Origin of the sequence: Rhodanobacter caeni (assembly GCF_039523575.1) — a bacterium.
Classification (GTDB): Bacteria; Pseudomonadota; Gammaproteobacteria; order Xanthomonadales; family Rhodanobacteraceae; genus Rhodanobacter; species Rhodanobacter caeni.
This window is the reverse complement of record NZ_BAAAFO010000004.1, coordinates 485,156-505,407: the sequence shown is the minus strand read 5'-3', so window position 1 is coordinate 505,407 and position 20,252 is coordinate 485,156. Positions and strand designations below refer to the sequence as shown.

Here is a 20,252-nt window from a genome sequence, read left to right as displayed (position 1 = left end):
ACGTTGGACGCGCTTTGGCCGATGTTCAGGCCGGTTCGGCCGCCCGGGCGCTCAACAGCCGCTGCCGCTCGGCCAGCAGGTTGCCGAAACTCACCGGCGTGGCCGGCCGGCAGAAAAGATAGCCCTGCAACTCGTCGCAGCCGTGCGCGCGCAGGAATTCCAGGTGCTGTTCGATCTCCACGCCCTCGGCCACCACGGCGCGCTTGAGCCGGTGCGCCATTTCGATGGTGGCACGCACGATCGCCTCGTCGTCGGGATCGACGCCGATATTGCGCACGAAACTCTGGTCGATCTTGATACGGTCCGCGGGCAGGCGCCGCAGGTAGTCGAGCGAGGCGGCCCCGGTACCGAAATCGTCGATGGCGATATGGCAACCCAGCTCATGCAGGCCGTGCAGGTTCTCCAGCAGGTTCGGTGCTTCCTTGATGCTGATGCTTTCGGTGACTTCCATCTCCAGCAGGTCGGGATCGAGCCCGGTATCCGTCAGCACTTTCGCCACCGTGTCGAGCAGGTGCGGCTCCATCAGCTGCACCGCGGAGAGGTTGACGCCCAGGCGCAGGCGCAGGCCGTAGCGCTCCTCCCACTCGCGCGCCTGGCGACAGGCGGTGCGCATCACCCACTCGCCGATCGACACGATCAGGCCCGTTTCCTCCGCCAGCGGAATGAAGACGGCGGGACTGATGGTGCCCAGCTCCGGGTGCTCCCAGCGCAGCAGCGCCTCCATGCCCACGATGTCCTCGGTCTCGGTGTTCACCTGCGGCTGGTAGACCACGCGCAACTCGCCGTTGCCCTCGGCATGGCGCAGGCGCGTCTTCAGCGCCATGCCGTGCTCTTGCGCGTATTCCGGGCTGACCTCGTAGATCTGGAAGTTGTTGCGCCCCAGGTGCTTGGCCGCGTACATCGCTTCGTCGGCGTGCTTGAGCAGGGTTTCGGCGTCGCTGGCATCGTCGGGGAAGAAGCTCACGCCCATCGAAACGGTGATCTGCAGCTCGGTGCCGTCGTCGAGATACAGCGGCGTCTCCATGACCTGCACGATCTTCTCCGCCACGCGCAGCACGTCGTCGTTCTTCACGATGTGACGCAGCACCACGGTGAACTCGTCGCCGGCATAGCGCGCCACCGTATCGGAAGCGCGCACGCTGCCGCACAGGCGCCTCGCCACCGAACGCAACACGGCATCGCCGGCCGCGTGGCCGTAGCTGTCGTTGACCGCCTTGAACCGATCCAGGTCCACGAACAGCACGGCGAAGCATTCGCCGTTGCGAACCGCCTCGCGGATGATGGTTTCGAGCCGGTCGTTGAACAGCAACCGGTTGGGAAGCCCGGTAAGCGCGTCGAGCAGGCCTTCGCTGCGGCCCTGCTCGCGGGTGCGGCCCAGCTCCAGCATCTGCGCGAACCGCGCCGCGGCGCAGTGCAGCACGGGCTCGATGATCCCCGCCGGGCCAAAGCCACGGCGGCTGCCGGCCAGCATGGCGCCCAGCACGGTATGCCGTTCGTCGTACAGCGGCATGCCGGCGAAATCGGCCAGGCCCAGCACCTGCACCAGCGGATCGTCGTTCTCCTGGTTCCGCGCGTCGTGGCGGTACGCCACCGTACCGCCGGCCAATACCTGCGCCAGCGAGGGTTGCGCCGCCGGCGGTGGCCAGCTGGGTTCCGGGCCGTTCCACAGCTGCAGTTGCTGCACCGGAATGCCGGGGTTGCCCGATGGCAACGACCAGACCGCGAGGTAGTCGAGGCCGAGTTCGTCGAACAGCAGACGTGCCGCCGCCGTCTGCGCGTCGACGCCATTGGCCGAGGCAAACATGCGCGACAGCAGCGACAGCGCCGCCTCCGCGCGAATGTCGGCGCGGTCGCTGCGGAAAATCAGCGCCACTGCATCGCGCCCATCGTGGCGTACCAGCCGCGCGTTCGCCTGCCCGGTATCGCTGCCTTCGGCCGAACGGCGCTGGCAGGGATACCAGCGGCGATTGGCCTCGGCAACCACCTGCTCGATCGTCACGCCCTCGAAGCAAAGCACCTGTGACAGCGGACGTCCCTTCCAGTGGCTTGCCGGCAGGCGGCTATGCCGGATCACGGCGGAACTGACTTCCAGCAGCGCGCAGGCGCCCGACAGCTCGGCAACCAGCCACTCGCTGTCGTCTTCCTGGAAGGCATACCGGTCGCCGGCCGGCTCCGGCAGCGGCGCCTGCGGCAGCGCCGGCAGGGTTGCGCCGGCCAGCGCGCTGGCCCGGCGCCAGCGCGGCAACAGTTCCGCGGCGACACGCGAGGCGTGCAGCCAATCCACCGTCCCGGTGGGCCAGTGGTCGGGGTGAAACGGCGCCTCGTCGGTCGTTATCACCATCAGCGGCACGTCGCGGGCGGCGGGCAACTGGCGCAACTGCTCGCAGCAGGCGCGGCCCTGCGCGCCCTCGCCCTTGATGACGACCACCATCAACTGCAAGGACGGCCGCCCTTCCAGCAGGATGGCGGCATGCGTGGTGTCGCGCGCGCTGTAGATTTGCGTGTAGCCCGCCTGATCCAGCGCATCGAAGACGAGGCGACGCAGCTCGCGCTGCTCCGCGACGATCAGGACGCCGGCCGTCATGCGCAAGCCCTCACAGGAGCCAGCGGCCATCGCGAAGGCGCAGCCGCCGCGGCGAGCTGTCGTCGCTGTGCAGATGTACCGCCAGCGTGCCCAGGTGGTCGGCCAGCGCTGGCGGCGCGTTCACCAGCACCACGCGGCGCAGGTGCCCTTGCGGCATGCGCGCCAGTTGCCGCAGCAAGGTGTCGTCCATCGCCGATAGCGGCAACTCCAGGCCAACCAGAACGTACACGCCGAAATGCAGGCTTTGCTGCATGAAGCGCAGCGCATTGCCCAGTCGCTGGCAATCGGGAACCCGCACGTGCGCATCGCGCATGCTGCCCAGGCCCGTGTCCGGCTGCCACAGGTAGACCGCCTGTCCGGTGTGGCGGGCGATCGAGCGGAATTGTTCGAGCAGGCCCGGGCAATCGTCGCTCTGCAGCAGCACCAGGCCACTGGACGCCCCGAGGATCTGCTCGAACACCTCGGCGCCCGCCTGCGGCGATGCGGCATCCAGCGGCAAGATCATTGTGCCCACAGCGTGCGTCCCGTCATTGATATCCCCGTCGGCGCGGCGACCACGCCCCTGGCAAGTCTAGCCCGGCGCGCACGCCATCGCCCAGCCGGCGCACGCACTTTTGTCGATCCGTGCCGACAGCGTCCGGCGCCGGAAAATCAACGCTTGGCCGGGCCTGCAGGCGCCCTCGCCCGCTCCGGCCGGCGACACCTTAACCGGCGGATACGGAGTCTCGCATTCACGGCGATGGAACGGTAAGGTTCGAGATTCCCAAGCCACGCCTGCATATCCCATGTTCGAAGGATTGCGCTTCAATCATTGGAAAGCCAGCGAAGACGACAGCGGCATCGTCACCCTCGCCCTCGACCGCGCCGACAGCCGCGTCAACGCCATTTCCGGCGCCGTGCTGGACGAGCTGGGGCAAATCGTCGAACGGCTGGCGATCGAGAATCCGGCCGGGGTGATCATCCACTCCGCCAAGCCGGCGGGCTTTGCCGTCGGCGCGGACATCACCGAGTTCAAGGATTACGCCCGCCAGGGCACGGTGCTGGAGAACATCGAGCATGGCCAACGGATTTTCGAAGCATTGGCGCGCCTGCCCTGCCCCACGGTGGCGGCCGTGCACGGCGCCTGCATGGGCGGCGGCACCGAACTGATCCTGGCCTGCCGCCAGCGTATCGCCGCCGATGACGAAAACACCCGCATCGCCCTGCCCGAGGTGCAACTGGGCATCCATCCCGGCTGGGGCGGCACCGCGCGCCTGCCGCGGCTGATCGGGGCAACCGATGCCTTGCCGCTGATGCTGACCGGCAAACCGCTGTCGGCCCGGCGCGCCCTGAGCCTGGGCGTGGTCGACCGCCTGGCCAGCGCCGGCGAACTGCTGGCCGAAGCGCGCCACATGCTGCGCCGTCCCTCCCCACGCCCGCTGGCGCGGCGCGCCAAGGCGTGGGCCAGCAATCTGTGGCCCGTGCGCCAGCTGTTGGCGCCCATGGTGCTGAAGCAGACCGCCGCCAAGGTGCGCAAGGAGCACTACCCCGCGCCGTTCGCGCTGATCGATGTGTGGAAACGCGGCGGCCCGGACATCCGCCAGCGCCTGAAGCTCGAGGCACGTTCCGTCGCCAGGCTGGCAGAAACGCCGACAGCGCAAAACCTCATCCGCATCTTTTTCCTGCGCGAGCGCCTGAAGAACCAGGGCAGCGGCGTCGAACACGGCATCGAACACGTGCATGTTGTGGGCGCCGGCGTGATGGGTGGCGACATCGCCGCGTGGACGGCACTGCGGGGATTTCAGGTAAGCCTGCAGGATCGCGAGACGAAGTACGTGCAGCCGGCGCTGGACCGCGCGCGCGCGCTGTACGAAAAGAAGCTCAAGACACCGGAGAAAATCGCCGCGGCCGCGCAGCGCCTGCGCGCCGACGTGGAAGGCAGTGGCGTGGCGCAGGCCGATCTGGCGATCGAGGCCATCTACGAGAACGCCGACGCCAAGCGCGCGTTGTACGCCACCATGGAGCCGCAGTTCCAGGGCAACGAAATCCTCGCCAGCAATACCTCGAGCATTCCGTTGAACGAGCTGCGCGAGGGGCTGGCGGCGCCGCAGCGCTTCCTCGGCCTGCATTTCTTCAACCCGGTCGCGCAGATGCCGCTGGTGGAAGTGGTGCGTCACGACCGGCTCGATCCGGCCATCGAAAAGCGCGCGCTGGCCTTCTGCAAGGCGATCGGCAAATTGCCGGTGGCGGTAAAGGGCACGCCGGGATTCCTGGTCAATCGCATCCTGATGCCGTACCTGCTCGAATCCATGCGGATGTATGCCGAGGGCGTGCCCGGTCCGGTGCTGGATCGCGAAGCGAAGAAGTTCGGCATGCCGATGGGGCCGATCGAACTGGCCGACACGGTCGGCCTTGATGTCTGCGCGTCGGTCGGCAAGGAGCTGGCGCCGTTCCTGGGGCTGGAACTTCCGCCCGGCCTGGACGACCGGCTCGGCGCCGGCAAACGCGGCAAGAAGGACGGCCAGGGCCTCTACGTCTGGCAGGACGGCAAACCGCAGAAACCCGAGATCGACCCGGACTACGTCACCCCGCCAGACGTGCAGGAGCGCATGATCCTGCCGATGGTGAACGAGGCGATCGCCTGCCTCGACGAAGGCGTGGTCGACGATGCCGACCTGCTCGATGCGGGCGTGATCTTCGGTACCGGCTTTGCCCCGTTCCGCGGCGGCCCGATCCAGTACGCCCGCAGCGAGGGCGTGGACACCCTGAAGCAGAAGCTGGAGCAATTGGCGAAGCGCCACGGCGAGCGTTTCATGCCGAAGAAGGGGTGGGACAACCCGGCCCTGGCTGTCAGCGCAACGGCCGCCTCCGCGCCCGTCGCCTGAGGTGCACGGCCGGCGCGCTGCCCCGGCCACGCCCGAATCGCGTCACCACATCAGGTCGTCGGGGACGCCATCGTCGCCGACGCCCGCCGTGGCGGGATCGACCAGCAGGGCCAGGTGCCTTGCGTCTATCGCCCCGACCTGCTCGGCGATCTCCCGGCGCACCAGCACGTATCGGCCGCCTTGTTGCACCACCCCCAGTTCGCCGGCATTGAGCGCCGCCAGTTGGGCCGCATCGACGTAGATGCGCCGGATCTTGCCGCCATATTCAAAGTTGCGCGGCTGATCGGCTTCAGGCTTGTTGAGCGCGTTTCCCGCCAGCAAATGCTGGATCTTCTGCTTGCATTCGCGCCGCAGGCGCGCCTGTTCGGCCGCTTCCTGCTCGGCGCGCTTGCGTTCGCCCGCTTCGGTCTGCGCGCGTATCGCATAGGCGCGCGCCAGATCGATGCCGTCGGCGTCGGCGGCCGCTGGACGATGGCGCGGCGGCTTCGCCGACCGCCCCTTCTGTGCGGATCTTGCGGACTGGACGGCGGGGCGCTTTTCGTCGCGTACTTGCTTGACGATGCCGCTTTTCAGCAACTGGTCGCGCAGGGAATCGGCCATGGTCGGAAATCTCGGTCGGTATCAATAGTGCGGCGGTGGCGGTTCGCTGTGCGGGTCGGGCGCCTGGCCCAGCCGCACGGACATCAGCTCGCCGCGCAGCTCGCGCACCGCACGCTCCAGCGCGGTGATGCGCTGCGACTGGTCGGCATCGGCCACCGCAAGCGCCTCGACGGTGTCGTCGATGAAGGTCAGCCGCACTTCCAGCTCGGCCAGCCGCTGCTCCAGCCCGCCGCTGCCCGCTTGGTCGTTGCTCATTTCGCCACCTGCAGGCTGCGGCCGCGACCCATGCCGTAATACGCCAGCCCCGCCGCCTCCACCGCCGCCGGCTCGTAGAGGTTGCGCCCGTCGAAAATGGCCGGGGTTTTCAGCAGGCTGCGGATACGCGAAAAGTCGGGGCTGCGAAACATCTTCCATTCGGTGACGATGGCCAGCACGTCGGCTCCCTGCAGGGCGTCATAGGCGTGCTCGCACAGGACCAGATCGTGCCTTTCGCCATACTGGCGCGCCGTTTCGGCCCGTGCCTCCGGGTCAAACGCGCGAACGTTGGCGCCGGCCTGCCACAACGCCTCCATCAGCCGTCGGCTGGGTGCTTCGCGCATGTCGTCCGTATTGGGCTTGAAGGCCAGGCCCCACAGCGCGATCGTCTTGCCCGCCAACTGCCCATCGAAGTGACGGGAGATCAATTCGAACAGCTTGGCCTTCTGATCGTGGTTGACCGCCTCGACCGCCGCCAGCAGGCGCGCGTCGTAGCCGTGGCTGCGTGCCGTGCGTTCCAGCGCCTGCACATCCTTGGGGAAACACGAGCCGCCGTAACCCGCTCCCGGGTAAATGAAATGGTGACCGATGCGGGGATCGGAGCCGATGCCCTGGCGCACCAGTTCCACGTCGGCACCGACCCGTTCGGCGATATTGGCGATCTCGTTCATGAAACTGATCTTGGTCGCCAGCATCGCGTTGGCGGCGTACTTGGTCAGCTCGGCCGAACGTTCATCCATCACCACCATCCGGTCGTGGCTGCGGTTGAATGGCGCGTACAAGCGGCGCAACATCGACACGGCACGCTCGCTTGAAGCGCCGACGACGATGCGGTCCGGTTTCAGGCAATCCTCCACTGCGGCGCCTTCCTTCAGGAACTCGGGGTTGGACACCACGTCGAAGGGCACCTCAAGACCGCGCGATTCCAATACCTGCGAAATCGTGGCGCGCACGCGATCGGCGGTACCCACGGGAACGGTGGATTTGTTGACCACCACCGCGTAGCGGTCGAGATGCGCGCCGATGGTGCGGGCAACGCTCAATACGTATTGGAGGTCAGCGCTGCCGTCCTCGTCCGGCGGCGTTCCCACCGCGATGAAAATGATCTCGCCATGGGCCACGGCGGCCACCGCATCGGTGGTGAAACCGAGGCGCCCTTCGGCGCGATTGGACCGCACGATGGGTTCCAGGCCCGGCTCGTAGATGGGGATCTCGCCGCGATTCAGCCGCTCGACCTTCGAGGCGTCGATATCGACGCATATCACCTGGTTGCCCATTTCCGCGAGGCAGGCGCCTGTAACCAGGCCTACATAGCCGGTGCCAAAAATCGTGACTTTCATCGCAAGGTTGATTCCCTGAAAACCGAGCCAGTTATTCTAACCGGCGACGTGACGCCTGCGGCCGGTCAGGAAAAAGCAAAGGGCGCGAATCGCTTCGCGCCCTTTGCCGTAACGCTACCGGAGCGTAGGGACGATCAGCCGCCCGAAGCACCCGCCGGCGTCGGGCCGGTCTTGACCAGCGTCACGTCGAAGATCAACGTGGCGTTCGGCGGCATCGGCGGACGCGGCTCCGAGCCATAGGCCAGGGTCGAGGGGATGTACAGCTTGTAATGGCCGCCCACCTGCATCAGCTGCAGGCCCTCGCGGAAACCGGGGATCACGCCAGCCAGCGGAATCTTGGCCGGGCCCGGCGGGTTGTGCTTGGACGAGGCGTCGAACACCTGGCCGTCGATGAAGCTGCCGGTGTAGTTGATCTCGACCGTATCGTTCGGGCCCGGACGCGGGCCGGTGCCCTGGCTGATCACTTCGTACTGCAGGCCGGACGCCGTCGTCTTCACGCCGGGCTTGGACTTGTTCTTGGCCAGGAACGCGGCACCTTCGGCCTTGTTCTTGGCGCCGAGCTTGTCCATTTCGACCTTGTACTTGGCCTGGATCTTGGCCATGAACGCATCATGGACCTGCTTGGCCTCAGCATCGGTCATGGTCGGCTTCTGGCCGAGCATGGCCGCCTTGACGGCGTTGGCAACGGCGGTCGGATCCAGCTCGTCGCGCATGATCGGCGGTACCTGCTCGCCCATCTGGTAGCCGATCACGTAGCTGGCCTTGGCCTTGTCGACCGTGCCGGCGGCGCCGGTGGCAGCCTGAGCGAACACGCTCGACGTCATGCCCAACGCGACGACCAGCGCAGCGGCGGTCAGCGTGGGACGCAGAAATTGCTTCATTCGAAACTCCCTCGTCATGGAATATGCCGGCGTCACCATCCGGGCCTCCCCGATGGAGGCAGGCCACGCATTGTGCGGTTCCCGCCCGGTCTTGGCAACGATGCAGACCTCCGACCGTGGGCAACGGTAAAGGTTCACCGGGCGTGACTTCCCTTTCACATGTCGCGCGGGCCGACGGGGCTATGGCATGCGCTCGGGTTTGTCGAGGGTGTCCCTCAGCGCCGCCTGCAGCCGCGCATGCATCTGCACCAGGCTGCGCCACAGCACCACCGCCAGCACCACGCCGACCAGGGCCAGCGACAGCGCCACGCCCCGCGGGGGCAAGATGGTCGAACCCAGCGCGCTCACCAGCACCGCCAGTGCCAGCAAGGTCGCCAGCGGGATGATGCGCGCCAGCACGTTGCGCATCGCTTGCGTATAGGCGCCGGTAAAGCGCTCGCGAATGCCGATCTCGGCCAGCAGCATGCCCAGTGCCTCGGCCTTGCGGTACACCGCGATCAGCATCGGCAGCGACAGGAACAGGGCGCTGGCCCAGATCAGCGTGTGGCGCATGTCGCGACCGATGCCGATCATCGAGAACCACGCCCAGTTATGCGCATTGACGTACGCGCCCAGCATGAAGAGCGTGACCACCAGCAGCACGTTGATGCCGATGTGCCACAGCAGCCGGCGAAAGATCGCCGCCAGCACGGCGTTCTCGTTGACCGGTTTCAGGTTGGCCAGCCAGCCGTTGTAGCTGCTGGCGAGCAGCCGTACCGGACGCGGCGTCACCCGGGTCAGCCCGTTGGCGAGTTTGTCGGCCGAGCGACTCAGGTACGGCGAAACCGCCATGCACACCACCGACACCGCCACGGCAATCGGATAGATGAACTTGCTGATCACGCCCAGCGACAAGCCCAGCGTGGCGATGACGAAGGAGAATTCGCCGATCTGCGCCATGCCCAGGCCGGCGCGCAGCGAGGTACGCGCGTCGTGGCCGACGGCAAAGATGCCCACGCTGCAGGCCAGCGTCTTGCCCAGGATCACGGCGCCGGCAATCAGCAGCGCCGGCAGCACGTAATGCAACAGCATTGTCGGGTCGATCTTCAAACCGATGGCCACGAAAAACAGCGCCGCGAACATGTCGCGCAACGGCTCCACCAGATGCATGACGCTGGCGACGCTGCGCGATTCGGCCACGATCGCGCCGGCCAGGAACGCGCCCAGGGCCACGCTGAAACCCATCCATGCCGCCAGCAGGCTGGCGCCGAAACAGATCCCCAGCACGCTGACCAGCAAGGTCTCGTCGCGGCCGAAACCGGCCACGTAATCCACCAGCCGCGGCAGCAACAGCAGGCCCAGGATCATTCCGACGATCACGAACAGGCCCAGATGACCGATCAGGGTGAACGCCGTTTCCGCCTGCACCGAGCCGCCGATGGCCACCGCCGTCAGCAGGGTCAACATGATGATCGCCAACATGTCCTCGGCCACCAGCAGGCCCACCACCAGCTGCGCGAAAGGATGATGCCGCTGCCCTCCTTCGGACAGCATGCGGGTGGCGACCATCGTCGACGACAACGAGATGATCGCGCCAAGGAACAGCGAATCCATGCCTTTCCAGCCAAACAGCTCACCGATGCCGAAGCCGATCCAGAGCATCAACCCCACTTCGGCCACCGCCACCACGAGAACGCCCACGCCCACCCGGCGCAACTTGCGCACGCTGAACTCCAGCCCCAGGGTAAACATCAACAACACGACACCGAGGTTTGAGATGTCCTCGATCGCCCGCGGATCGGCCACCAGCACGCCCGGCGTGTGCGGGCCGATCAGTACGCCGGCCAGGATGTAGCCCAGCAGCACCGGTTGCCGCAGCCGCTGGAACAGGACCGTGGTGGCGCCGGCCACGATCATCACCATGGCCAGGTCGCGAATGAAGCCGATTTCGTGCATGCCTGCCCTTCAAAGCTCGCCGGATTCCCCAGCTTAAACGAACGCCCGCCCGTCGTTTGTCGGCGGCAACACATGAGAGCGGATGCCCAATGGCAGGACGCGATTCGCATGCGTCGCCGATGTGAAAAAAATGCTTGACGGATATGACACTCGGACCTATTCTTTCGGGCTTCCAGCGGCGGGGCCATAGCTCAGCTGGGAGAGCGCCTGCATGGCATGCAGGAGGTCGGCGGTTCGATCCCGCCTGGCTCCACCAACTTGAATTGTCCCCATCGTCTAGAGGCCTAGGACATCACCCTTTCACGGTGGCGACCGGGGTTCGAATCCCCGTGGGGACGCCAGGTTGGCTCGCAACGCTGGAACGCAACAGCTGCAAGACAAGATGTGGAGCGGTAGTTCAGCTGGTTAGAATGCTGGCCTGTCACGCCGGAGGTCGCGGGTTCGAGTCCCGTCCGCTCCGCCACTACACCACGGAAAACCCGCCTTGCGCGGGTTTTTTGTTGCGCGCGATTCTTGCCCGCAACAGTTTCGCACTCAGCCGTCCGTGTCAGCCGGATCGCGTTGCAGCGTGCCGGTCGAATGACCCTGCTCGGCCAGGTATTCCAGCCAGCGTGACAGGAAACCGTTCATGCGCAGGCGATGCTGGAACACCGTATGCGCCGGCGCAAACGGACCGAGCACCTGCCACAGGTGCCGGCCGGGATGGCAATGCATCGCCTCGGCCACGTGCGCGTCGGTGTACATGCGCAGCTGCGCCGACGGCGAGCGATGGCCGGTGTGGGCATCGACGAAGTCGTAGGTGAGCTCCAGCTCCAGCGTATAGGGATGGCACTCCTGCACATGGAGATGCACGTTCAGGCCATCGTCGACGTCGGACAGGTAGCGCCCGGGCGCAAGTTGCTGCGGCGCGAACAGGCGCGTCAGCCGATGGTAATTTTCGGCATAAAGACCCATCAGGAAGCCAAAGCGCCCCGGCAACAAGTTGGTTCGGCTGTCCAGTACGGCACTCATCGTTGTCACGAAACTCCTGCGTTCAAAACATGGTCCGCTCGATACCGAAGCGGGAAAAGATCTTGCTGGCGATTTCCTCGATCGACACGTGCGTGGTGTTTAGGCTGGGGATGTCGGCCTGGCGCATCAGCCGCGCGGCCCGGTCGAGCTCCCAGCGGCATTGCTGCAAGGTCGCATATTTGCTGCCCGGACGTCGCTGCTCGCGGATCTGCGCCAGCCGCGTCGGTTCGATGGTGAGCCCGAACAGGCGCGACTTGTACCGGTGCAACGCCGAGGGCAACTCCAGTCGATCCAGGTCGTCATCGGTCAGCGGATAATTGGCGGCGCTGACGCCATAGTGCAAGGCCATGTAGAGGCAGGTGGGTGTCTTGCCCGAGCGCGACACGCCCACCAGGATCAGGTCCGCGTCGGCGTAATCCACATCGATGCCGTCGTCGTGGGACAACGCATAGTTGGTCGCGTTGATGCGCGCCTCGTACTTGCCGTAGTCCACCATGCCATGCGCGCGATTGACCGCGCCGGAACGCTTGGCGCCCAGCTCCTCCTCCAGCGTCCCGATGAACGGCGCGAACACATCCATCATCAGGGCGCCGCTCGCGGCGACGATCTCGCACAAGGAAGGGTCGGCCATCGTGTTGATCACGATGGGTCGCTGCCCGCTTTGCGCGTACTGCGTCTTGATGCGCACGGCGGCGGCCTCCGCCTTGTGCGCATCATCGATGAAGGACAGGCGGTGCTTCTCGAATGTCACGCCTTCGAATTGGGTCAGGATGCTGTTGCCGATCGTCTCCGCTGTAATACCAGTGGAGTCGGATATGAAGAAAACCGCTCGTTGCATGGCTGCTCCCGGTTGGCCACGGCCGCTTTGTCGGCATCATAGATCGTCAGCAAACCACTGTACCGACTGTATCTTCACTGACTGGTATGCAGTTGGAGTGGGGATCAGTGGCAATGGTCTTCTTGTGCTGCATGTGACCGGCAGCGGACAATACCACTCCTTTGCCGACCGTCCTGGTCAGTTTGCACCCTTCCCTTCGTTACACGAAAGCCTTCAGGAGATCCCCTTGAACGATCTGGTGCTTTGGCTCGATGCGCTGCGCATGACCGACCTTGGCAGGGTGGGCGGCAAGAATGCCTCGCTTGGCGAAATGATCGGCAACCTGTCCCGACTCGGCGTGTCGGTGCCGGGCGGTTTCGCCACCACCGCCGATGCCTTCCAGCAATACCTGGAGAAAAGCGGCCTGGCGAAGCGGATCCAGGAGCGGCTGTCCGCGCTGGACGTCGACGACGTGGATGCACTGGTGGCCGCCGGCAAGGAAATCCGCCAGTGGATCGTGGATACCGCCCTGCCCACCGAGCTGGAGCAGGCGATCCGCGATGCGTATGACACGCTGTGCAAGGATGCCGGCGCCGACAATATCGCCGTGGCGGTGCGCTCGTCGGCCACCGCCGAGGACCTTCCCGACGCCTCGTTCGCCGGCCAGCAGGAAACCTTTCTCAATGTGGTCGGCATCGATGACGTGTTGCACAAGGTCAAGGAAGTCTTCGCCTCGCTCTACAACGACCGCGCCATCGCCTACCGCGTGCACCAGGGTTTCAGGCACGAGGAGGTGTTCCTCTCTGCCGGCGTGCAGTTGATGGTGCGTTCGGACGTGGGCGCGTCCGGCGTACTGTTTACGCTGGACACGGAATCGGGTTTTCGCGACGTGGTGTTTGTCACCGGTAGTTATGGCCTGGGCGAAATGGTCGTGCAGGGCGCGGTCAATCCGGACGAGTTCTACGTCTTCAAGCCGACGTTGAACGCGGGCAAGCCCGCCATCCTGCGGCGCAACCTCGGCGCCAAGCAATTGCGCATGGTCTATTCCGATGCCGCCGGCGAACGCGTGCGCACCGAAGACACGCCGATCGAACTGCGCGGCCGGTTCTGCATCAGCGACGAGGACGTGCACGAGCTGGCGCGGCAGGCATTGATCATCGAGAAACACTACGACCGCCCGATGGACATCGAATGGGCGAAGGATGGCCATACCGGCAGGATCTACATCGTGCAGGCGCGCCCGGAAACCGTGAAATCGCGCGCGCACGCCACCCAGCTCGAGCGTTTCCATCTGGGCGGGAAAGGCAAGGTACTGGCCGAAGGCCGTTCGATCGGGCAGAAGATCGGCGCCGGCAAGGCGCGCGTGGTGCGTTCGCTGTCGGACATGAACAAGGTACAGCCCGGCGACGTGCTGATCGCGGACATGACCGACCCGGATTGGGAGCCGGTGATGAAGCGTGCGTCGGCGATCGTCACCAACCGCGGCGGCCGCACCTGCCATGCGGCGATCATCGCGCGCGAACTGGGCGTGCCGGCCGTGGTCGGCACCGGCAACGCGCTGGAACTGGTTCCCGACGGCGCCGACGTCACCGTGTCCTGCGCCGAAGGCGACACCGGCACGATCTACGAGGGCATCCTGCCGTTCGAACGCATCGCGGCGGACCTGGGCGACATGCCCGAAGCCCCGCTGAAGATCATGATGAACGTGGCCAACCCCGAGCGCGCGTTCGATTTCGGCATGCTGCCCAACGCCGGCATCGGCCTGGCGCGGCTGGAAATGATCATCGCCAGCCACATCGGCGTGCATCCGAAGGCGCTGCTGGAATATGCCAGCCAGGATGCCGAGACCAAGGCGAAGATTGACGAGCGCATCGCCGGTTATGCCGGGCCGGTGGAGTTCTACGTCGATCGTCTCGCCGAAGGCATCGCCACGATCGCCGCCTCGGTTCACCCGAAACCGGTGATCGTGCGGCTGTCCGATTTCAAGTCGAACGAATACGCCGGCCTGATCGGCGGCACGCGCTACGAGCCGCACGAGGAAAACCCGATGATCGGTTTCCGCGGCGCCAGCCGCTACGTCGACCCCAGCTTCGCCGAAGCCTTCGCACTGGAGTGCAAGGCCGTGAAGCATGTGCGCGAGACGATGGGCCTGGACAACGTGTGGGTGATGATTCCGTTCGTGCGCACCCTGGGCGAAGGCCGCAAGGTGATCGAGGTGCTGAGGCGCAACGGGCTGGCCCAGGGCGAGCATGGCCTGAAGGTCATCATGATGTGCGAGGTGCCATCCAATGCGCTGCTCGCCGACGAGTTTCTCGACATCTTCGATGGCTTCTCGATCGGCTCCAACGACCTCACCCAGCTCACCTTGGGCCTGGACCGCGATTCATCCATCGTTGCCGGCCTGTTCGACGAGCGCGACGCGGCGGTGAAGAAACTGCTGGCAATGGCGATCAGCACCGCCCGCAGCAAGGGCAAGTACATCGGCATCTGCGGCCAGGGGCCCAGCGACCACCCCGACCTTGCCGAGTGGCTGATGGAACAGGGGATCGAATCGCTGTCGCTGAACCCGGATACGGTGGTCGATACCTGGTTGCGGCTGGCGAAGAAAAAGGCGGCTTGAAGGCGGTGACGCGGGCATGGTCGACCGCGTCGCCACGCTTGTCTCCACCAGACCTACCGCGTAAACTTGCCGGCTCGCGCAGACCACGCGAACCTTATGGAGAGGTGGCAGAGTGGTCGAATGTACCTGACTCGAAATCAGGCGTAGGTGAATAGCCTACCGAGGGTTCGAATCCCTCCCTCTCCGCCAGATACGCCAAGCGCCCCGTTCGGGGCGTTTTGCGTATCTGGCGGAGAGTGGTGTGGACGACTCCCCCCGGTTGCTCGACGCATCCTGCGCCTCGCCCTTCGGGCCAGCGGCTGTGCCGCTGTTCGCTACGGCATCCTGCCTTCGCGAGCGACGAATTCGCTGGGCGAATTCGGACAGCCGCGGGCTGGCACCGCAGCGAAGCGAAGCGAACGGCGTTTCGGACACTTCACCGCAAACACGCCGTACTTTCCCTCGCCCGCCCCGCTTTTGCGCCTTATCCGCACATCCGGCATGCTGCACCCATTCGCTTGACCAGACACCCATGATCGAATTCGGACACGCCACCCACGTCGGCCTGCGGCGCACGCGCAACGAGGACACCTACTACGCCGACGCCGCGCTGGGGCTGTTCCTGGTCGCCGACGGCATGGGTGGGCATCAGCACGGTGAGGTGGCCTCGGCGTTGGTGCGCGACGCCATGGTCGATCTGGTCACGCGCGGGCACGGCCTGGTGGAAGCCGTGCAGGGTGCCGGGGAGCGATTGCTGGCGCATACGCGTGGCAACGGCGACCGGCTTCCCATGGGTACCACCATTGCCGCGTTGCGGATCGTCGGCGACAGCTACGAGGCCGCCTGGGTGGGCGACAGCCGCATCTATCTGTGGCGGCAGGGCCTGCGCCAGATCAGCCATGACCACTCGCTGGTTCAGGCACTGGTGGAGGCCGGCCAGCTGGACCCGGCACAGGCTTCACAGCATCCGCAGCGCAACGTGTTGACCCAGGCACTGGGCGTGACGGCGGCCAACGTGCTGCATATCGGCATGAACCGCGGCACCGCCCTACCCGGTACGGGCTTCCTGCTGTGCAGCGACGGGCTCACCGAAGACCTCACCGACGCCGCCATCGGTCGGGTGGTGGCGCGCACGGACCTGGCTGCACAGGAATGCGTCGATCAGCTACTGCTGGCCGCGCTCGACGGTGGCGGCAACGACAACATCACGGCGATCCTCGCCCGCATCAGTTGACTCCTACGCCAGCTCGATCTCCTGCGATGCGAGCTTGCGCCACAAGCTGCCGTCGGCGGCACTCTTGTCCAGCGCATCGAGCCGGGCCTGGTGCAGCACCACTTCCTCGGCCGAGGCCCGCAGCACACGTGGCCGCGCCTGCAGCACCAATGGCGCCGCCACCGTCGTGCTGCGCGTATCGATGTCGTCCTCGAAACCCAGGTCGAACGCCACCTGGCCCGACGTCATCGCCAGATAGACATCGGCCAGCAGTTGCGCGTCGATCAGGCCGCCGTGCAGGTCGCGGCGCGAATTGTCCACGCCCAACCGCTTGCACAGCGCATCGAGGCTGTTGCGTTGCCCCGGAAAGCGCTCGCGTGCCAGCTTCAGCGTGTCCAGTACGCTGCAACGGTCGCCGATCTGCCCGGCATGCGGCCCCAGGCGCGCCAGCTCCGCGTCGAGAAAGCCGATGTCGAAACTGGCGTTGTGGATGACCAGCTCGGCACCATCGATGAACGCCAGGAATTCCTCCGCCACGTCCTCGAAACGCGGCTTGTCCAGCAGGAACGCGTCCTCGATGCCGGTGACCATGCGCGCGCCTTCGTCGATGGCGCGATCGGGGTTGAGGTAGGTCTGGTAATAGCGACCGGTAAGCCGGCGCTCGATCATCTCCACGCAGGCGATTTCCACCAGCCGATGACCCTGGCGCACTTCCAGGCCGGTGGTTTCGGTATCGAGAACGATCTGCCTCATGCGCTTACCCGCAACAGTTCGGCCTGCTCGCGTGCCGCCTGGTCCACCCGTTCGTTTTCCATATGGCCGTTGTGCCCACGCACCCATTGCCAGCGCACCTGATGGGACGCCGCCGCCGTCGACAAACGCTGCCACAGATCCTGGTTCTTCACCGGCTTCTTGTCCGCGGTGCGCCAGCCGTTGGCGATCCACTTCGGCATCCATTGCTCGATGCCCTGCATGACGTAGCGCGAATCGGTGGTGAGCACGACCCGGCAGGGCCGCTTCAGCGCTTCCAGCGCGCCGATCGCCGCCATCAGCTCCATGCGGTTGTTGGTAGTGGCCGGATCGCCGCCGGCGATCATGCGCTCGCCGCCTTTCGCCCGCAGCAGTGCGGCCCAGCCGCCCGGCCCCGGATTGCCCAGGCAGGCACCATCCGTAAATGCTTCCACGTCACTCATCGTCGCTCGCCATGGTGTCGAAATCAGAAAACCGTGCTGCGCCGCGTGCCGGCCGGAAGGCTTCCGCGGGCCACGCGCAGCGGGGCGGGAAGTATGCGCAACGGGGTCGCCCTGCGACACCTTTTCCGCGCCATCAGTACATAGCCTCCGCCGCAGGGGTTGAACGAGCCGCTTTGCACGGCCGCGCCGCCAGGCCAGGCCCGCCCCACTCGCCGGGTCCGCTCCACTTGCAGCCCGAGATGCTCCAGTTGCTTGCCCAGTTGGCTAGGGAAGCGCAACACTTGCAGCCCGTGGGTCCGCCAATAGAACCAGGGCGCCCAGCCGCTCAGCGGATGCACCCCGGTCAATACCAGCACGCCGCCCGGCGCCAGCACGCGCATGGCCTCGCCCAGCAACATGGATGGTTGGGCCACAACCTCCACGGCATGGCGCAGCAGCACCACATCGAAGGCCTCGTCCATGAACGGCAGCGGCGCGTCGGGGGTGGCGCAGACATCACCGTGATAACCGTCGGCGGCAATCCACATCCGGACCCAGCAGCCGATCAGTGGCAAGGCGGGCGTCTCGCTGTCCGCCGAAACGCCCAGCGACAACGCACGGGCGCCGGCGCTGCGCTGCATATCCGGCAACATCGCACGCGTCTGCTCATCGGCCAGCTGCCTCAGGGGCGCACTGGTGTAGATCCGCTCATCGCGATGAAGCATGCGCACGTTCCGACTCATTCATCGAAGTGTAGCTGCTGCCACCCTGCCGGCGGCGATTGCCTTCGACGCAACTGAACGGCGGAAGCCATTTAACGGGAGGCTAACGAGAGGACGCCACCGCCCCCTTATAGTCGGGCGTTTCCCGCTTCGGAAGGCTGCGCCCGTCGGTTCCGGATCACCCAACACCGTGGAGTTCATCGTGCATCTGACCCCCATACCGGCGCTTTCGGACAACTACATCTGGCTCCTGCACGACGACGCGGGCGACGCCCTCGTGGTGGACCCCGGCGAAGCGGCGGTGGTTGAAGACGCATTGGCCGCCCACAGCCTGCGGCTGCGCGCGATTTTGCTGACGCACCACCATCTCGACCATATCGGCGGGGCGGCCGCCCTGGCCGCGCAAAATGGCGTGCCGGTCTACGCCCCCGATGACCAGCGCATCGGCGCGACCACGCACCCGGTCGCCGACGGCCAGCGCATCGCGTTCGAGACGCCCCGGGTGGAGTTCGACGTCATTGCGATTCCTGGCCACACCTTGAGCCATGTCGCCTACGTCGGCGCGGGCATCATGTTCTGCGGCGACACCTTGTTCAGTCTCGGATGTGGCCGCTTGTTCGAAGGCACGCCCGCGCAGATGCTCGCGTCGCTGGACCGTTTGTCGGCATTGCCGGAGGACATGCTGGTGTGTTGCGGCCACGAATACACCCAGGCCAACGGGCGTTTTGCGCACACGGTCGAACCGGCGAATACCGCCCTCGCGGCCCGACTGGAGGAGGTGGAGCAGCTGAGGACGCAGGGGTTGGCCACCGTGCCGATCTCGCTCGCCAGCGAGCTGGCCACCAACCCCTTCCTGCGCGTTGACAGCGACGACGTATCGGCCTGGTGCGGCCGTCACGGCAGCGGCAGCGACCGCGTTGCGCGCTTTGCCACCCTGCGCCACGCCAAGAACACGTTTGCCGCATGAATCGGCGGCTACTTCCCGTCACGCTGACCCTGGTGCTGACGGCCTGCGCCACCGCCCCTTCGCAAAAAACCCATCACCCGGTGGTCACCACGCCGATCGCTGCCGATCGCAGCCGCCTGCTCCCGCCATCGGAAACAGCGGCACCACCACAAACCGACGTATGGGAGCAGTTGCGCAGCCGTTTTGCGATGGCCGATTGCGCAGCCGATCCGGCGATCACTGCCTGGGCACGCACCTATACGCGCAATCCGGCGCGATTCGAGAGCCTGCTGAGCGCGGCGTTGCCGCGCCTCTCCTACGTGCAACAGGTCGCCGCCCAGTACGACGTCGCCGGCGAGTTCGTGCTGCTGCCGTGGATAGAAAGCCACTACCAACCCGTGCCGCAGCGCCGCCGCAACCAGCCGGCCGGCATGTGGCAAATCATGCCGGCCACCGCAGGCGCCATGGGCCTGCGCGTGGACGACAGCTACGACGGGCGCCTGGACGTACCCGCGGCGACGCACGCGGTGATGAAGCAGCTGCAGCGATACCACAAGCGATTCAACGACTGGCGGCTCGCCGATTACGCTTTCAACGCCGGTGAATTCGCGGTACGCAAACTGGTGAAAAAGCACGGCGCGCCCGCCGCCCTGCCGGCCATACCAGCGCTTCCGGTCCATCGCGGTACACGCGAACACCTCTCCAAACTGCTGGCCATTGCCTGCGTGATACGCGAACCGGCCCGTTTCGGCGTGACCTTGCCGACGCTGGCGCCGGAACGGCAACTGGTCAAGGTACCGGTCGATCAATCCCTCTCGGTCACGAAAGCGGCCAGCCACGCGGGCATGTCGGTCGATCGCTTCAAGCACCTCAATGCGGCGTTCCGCAGCGACATCATCGACGGCCAGGCGGCCTCTTACCTGGTGCTTCCTGCGAAGCATGCACGACAGTTTCGCGCCGCGCTGGTCAACGAGAGCTCGGGCGCCAGCGCAGACGCCGATCGCGCGCAAGCCACCTCGCCGGGTAACGCCGGCGGCCAAGAACCCGCGGCCAAGCGCCACGCGTCACCGCGCCACCATACCGTCCGCCCCGGCGACAGCCTCTGGCGCATCGCCCGCCACTACGCTGTCAGCGTCGACGACCTGCAGCGCTGGAACCATCTGCGCGGGCAATCGATCAAGCCCGGCCTGGTGTTGAAGATAGGCAGCATTCACTGATCGGCGCGCGGCCGCACGGCCATGGGTCGCGCTGACCGTGGGAGATGCCGAGCAACGCGACCATGAAAAAAGGCGGCCGATGGCCGCCTCTTTCCA

Annotated in this window: 17 protein-coding genes and 4 tRNA genes; 9 read left to right on the top strand and 12 right to left on the bottom strand. The window is 66.0% G+C overall.

All coding sequences use genetic code 11. The features are described 5' to 3' along the window. Nucleotides 1-25 precede the first annotated feature (25 nt). Nucleotides 26-2,584: a GGDEF/EAL domain-containing response regulator gene (locus ABD017_RS15100; RefSeq protein ID WP_343883596.1), complete on the bottom strand. Its 2,559-nt coding sequence runs from the start codon at nt 2,582-2,584 to the stop codon at nt 26-28. A 10-nt stretch (nt 2,585-2,594) separates the two neighbouring features. Next, nucleotides 2,595-3,089, bottom strand: a complete 495-nt coding sequence (locus ABD017_RS15095) for a mutator mutT family protein (RefSeq protein ID WP_343883783.1) — start codon at nt 3,087-3,089, stop codon at nt 2,595-2,597. 280 nt (nt 3,090-3,369) lie between these two features. Here ABD017_RS15095 and ABD017_RS15090 point away from each other — a divergent pair, with 280 nt between their 5' ends. After that, nucleotides 3,370-5,448, top strand: a complete 2,079-nt coding sequence (locus tag ABD017_RS15090; protein ID WP_343883595.1) for a 3-hydroxyacyl-CoA dehydrogenase NAD-binding domain-containing protein — start codon at nt 3,370-3,372, stop codon at nt 5,446-5,448. A 42-nt stretch (nt 5,449-5,490) separates the two neighbouring features. Here ABD017_RS15090 and ABD017_RS15085 read toward each other — a convergent pair whose 3' ends face one another. The 5 genes from ABD017_RS15085 to ABD017_RS15065 form a co-directional block, all read right to left on the bottom strand. After that, entirely contained in the window at nt 5,491-6,048 is a 558-nt protein-coding gene (locus ABD017_RS15085; protein WP_343883594.1) for a DUF2058 domain-containing protein, read from the bottom strand. 21 nt (nt 6,049-6,069) lie between these two features. Continuing rightward, a complete protein-coding gene (locus tag ABD017_RS15080; RefSeq protein ID WP_343883593.1) occupies nt 6,070-6,303 on the bottom strand; it encodes a SlyX family protein in 234 nt (77 codons plus the stop codon). Continuing rightward, nucleotides 6,300-7,643, bottom strand: coding sequence for a UDP-glucose dehydrogenase family protein (locus ABD017_RS15075; protein ID WP_343883592.1), 1,344 nt, complete (start codon nt 7,641-7,643; stop codon nt 6,300-6,302). The genes ABD017_RS15080 and ABD017_RS15075 overlap by 4 nt, the downstream gene beginning before the upstream one ends. Nucleotides 7,644-7,777: 134 nt before the next feature. Continuing rightward, nucleotides 7,778-8,524: an FKBP-type peptidyl-prolyl cis-trans isomerase N-terminal domain-containing protein gene (locus ABD017_RS15070; protein WP_343883591.1), complete on the bottom strand. Its 747-nt coding sequence runs from the start codon at nt 8,522-8,524 to the stop codon at nt 7,778-7,780. A gap of 180 nt (nt 8,525-8,704) precedes the next feature. After that, nucleotides 8,705-10,459: a cation:proton antiporter gene (locus ABD017_RS15065; protein ID WP_343883590.1), complete on the bottom strand. Its 1,755-nt coding sequence runs from the start codon at nt 10,457-10,459 to the stop codon at nt 8,705-8,707. A 180-nt stretch (nt 10,460-10,639) separates the two neighbouring features. Here ABD017_RS15065 and ABD017_RS15060 point away from each other — a divergent pair. The 3 genes from ABD017_RS15060 (at nt 10,640) to ABD017_RS15050 (ending at nt 10,922) form a co-directional block, all read left to right on the top strand. After that, a tRNA-Ala gene (locus ABD017_RS15060) sits at nt 10,640-10,715 on the top strand. A gap of 9 nt (nt 10,716-10,724) precedes the next feature. Then, nucleotides 10,725-10,800: transfer RNA gene (locus ABD017_RS15055), tRNA-Glu, on the top strand. A gap of 45 nt (nt 10,801-10,845) precedes the next feature. Then, nucleotides 10,846-10,922: transfer RNA gene (locus ABD017_RS15050), tRNA-Asp, on the top strand. Nucleotides 10,923-10,993: 71 nt separating this feature from the next. Here ABD017_RS15050 and ABD017_RS15045 read toward each other — a convergent pair. Both ABD017_RS15045 and ppsR read right to left on the bottom strand, forming a co-directional pair. Then, complete coding sequence (locus tag ABD017_RS15045; RefSeq protein WP_343883589.1) at nt 10,994-11,470, bottom strand: DUF1249 domain-containing protein; 477 nt, start codon at nt 11,468-11,470, stop codon at nt 10,994-10,996. A gap of 22 nt (nt 11,471-11,492) precedes the next feature. Then, nucleotides 11,493-12,308, bottom strand: coding sequence for a posphoenolpyruvate synthetase regulatory kinase/phosphorylase PpsR (gene ppsR, locus ABD017_RS15040; protein ID WP_343883588.1), 816 nt, complete (start codon nt 12,306-12,308; stop codon nt 11,493-11,495). Between the two features lie 226 nt (nt 12,309-12,534). On the opposite strand from ppsR, the gene ppsA reads away from it, so the two are divergent. From ppsA to ABD017_RS15025, 3 genes are all read left to right on the top strand, one after another. Next, the gene (ppsA, locus tag ABD017_RS15035; RefSeq protein ID WP_343883587.1) at nt 12,535-14,907 is read left to right on the top strand and encodes a phosphoenolpyruvate synthase; all 2,373 of its coding nucleotides are present in this window, start codon (nt 12,535-12,537) and stop codon (nt 14,905-14,907) included. 98 nt (nt 14,908-15,005) lie between these two features. Next, nucleotides 15,006-15,096: transfer RNA gene (locus ABD017_RS15030), tRNA-Ser, on the top strand. 322 nt (nt 15,097-15,418) lie between these two features. Then, nucleotides 15,419-16,120, top strand: coding sequence for a PP2C family protein-serine/threonine phosphatase (locus tag ABD017_RS15025; protein WP_343883586.1), 702 nt, complete (start codon nt 15,419-15,421; stop codon nt 16,118-16,120). 3 nt (nt 16,121-16,123) lie between these two features. Here ABD017_RS15025 and dnaQ read toward each other — a convergent pair whose 3' ends face one another. Genes dnaQ through ABD017_RS15010 form a run of 3 tightly spaced genes read right to left on the bottom strand, consistent with a single transcriptional unit; the run spans nt 16,124 to nt 17,996 of the window. Then, nucleotides 16,124-16,852, bottom strand: a complete 729-nt coding sequence (gene dnaQ / locus ABD017_RS15020; protein ID WP_343883585.1) for a DNA polymerase III subunit epsilon — start codon at nt 16,850-16,852, stop codon at nt 16,124-16,126. Then, complete coding sequence (gene rnhA, locus ABD017_RS15015) at nt 16,849-17,292, bottom strand: ribonuclease HI (protein WP_343883584.1); 444 nt, start codon at nt 17,290-17,292, stop codon at nt 16,849-16,851. The genes dnaQ and rnhA overlap by 4 nt, the downstream gene beginning before the upstream one ends. Nucleotides 17,293-17,315: 23 nt before the next feature. After that, nucleotides 17,316-17,996, bottom strand: a complete 681-nt coding sequence (locus tag ABD017_RS15010) for a methyltransferase domain-containing protein (protein WP_343883583.1) — start codon at nt 17,994-17,996, stop codon at nt 17,316-17,318. A 187-nt stretch (nt 17,997-18,183) separates the two neighbouring features. Between ABD017_RS15010 and gloB the strand changes: the two genes are divergently transcribed. Both gloB and ABD017_RS15000 read left to right on the top strand, forming a co-directional pair. After that, on the top strand, nt 18,184-18,960 hold the full coding sequence (gene gloB / locus ABD017_RS15005) for a hydroxyacylglutathione hydrolase (protein ID WP_343883582.1): 777 nt from the start codon (nt 18,184-18,186) through the stop codon (nt 18,958-18,960). Next, nucleotides 18,957-20,156, top strand: a complete 1,200-nt coding sequence (locus ABD017_RS15000) for a transglycosylase SLT domain-containing protein (RefSeq protein ID WP_343883581.1) — start codon at nt 18,957-18,959, stop codon at nt 20,154-20,156. Before gloB ends, ABD017_RS15000 begins: the two co-directional genes overlap by 4 nt. The last annotated feature ends 96 nt before the right edge of the window (nt 20,157-20,252 follow it).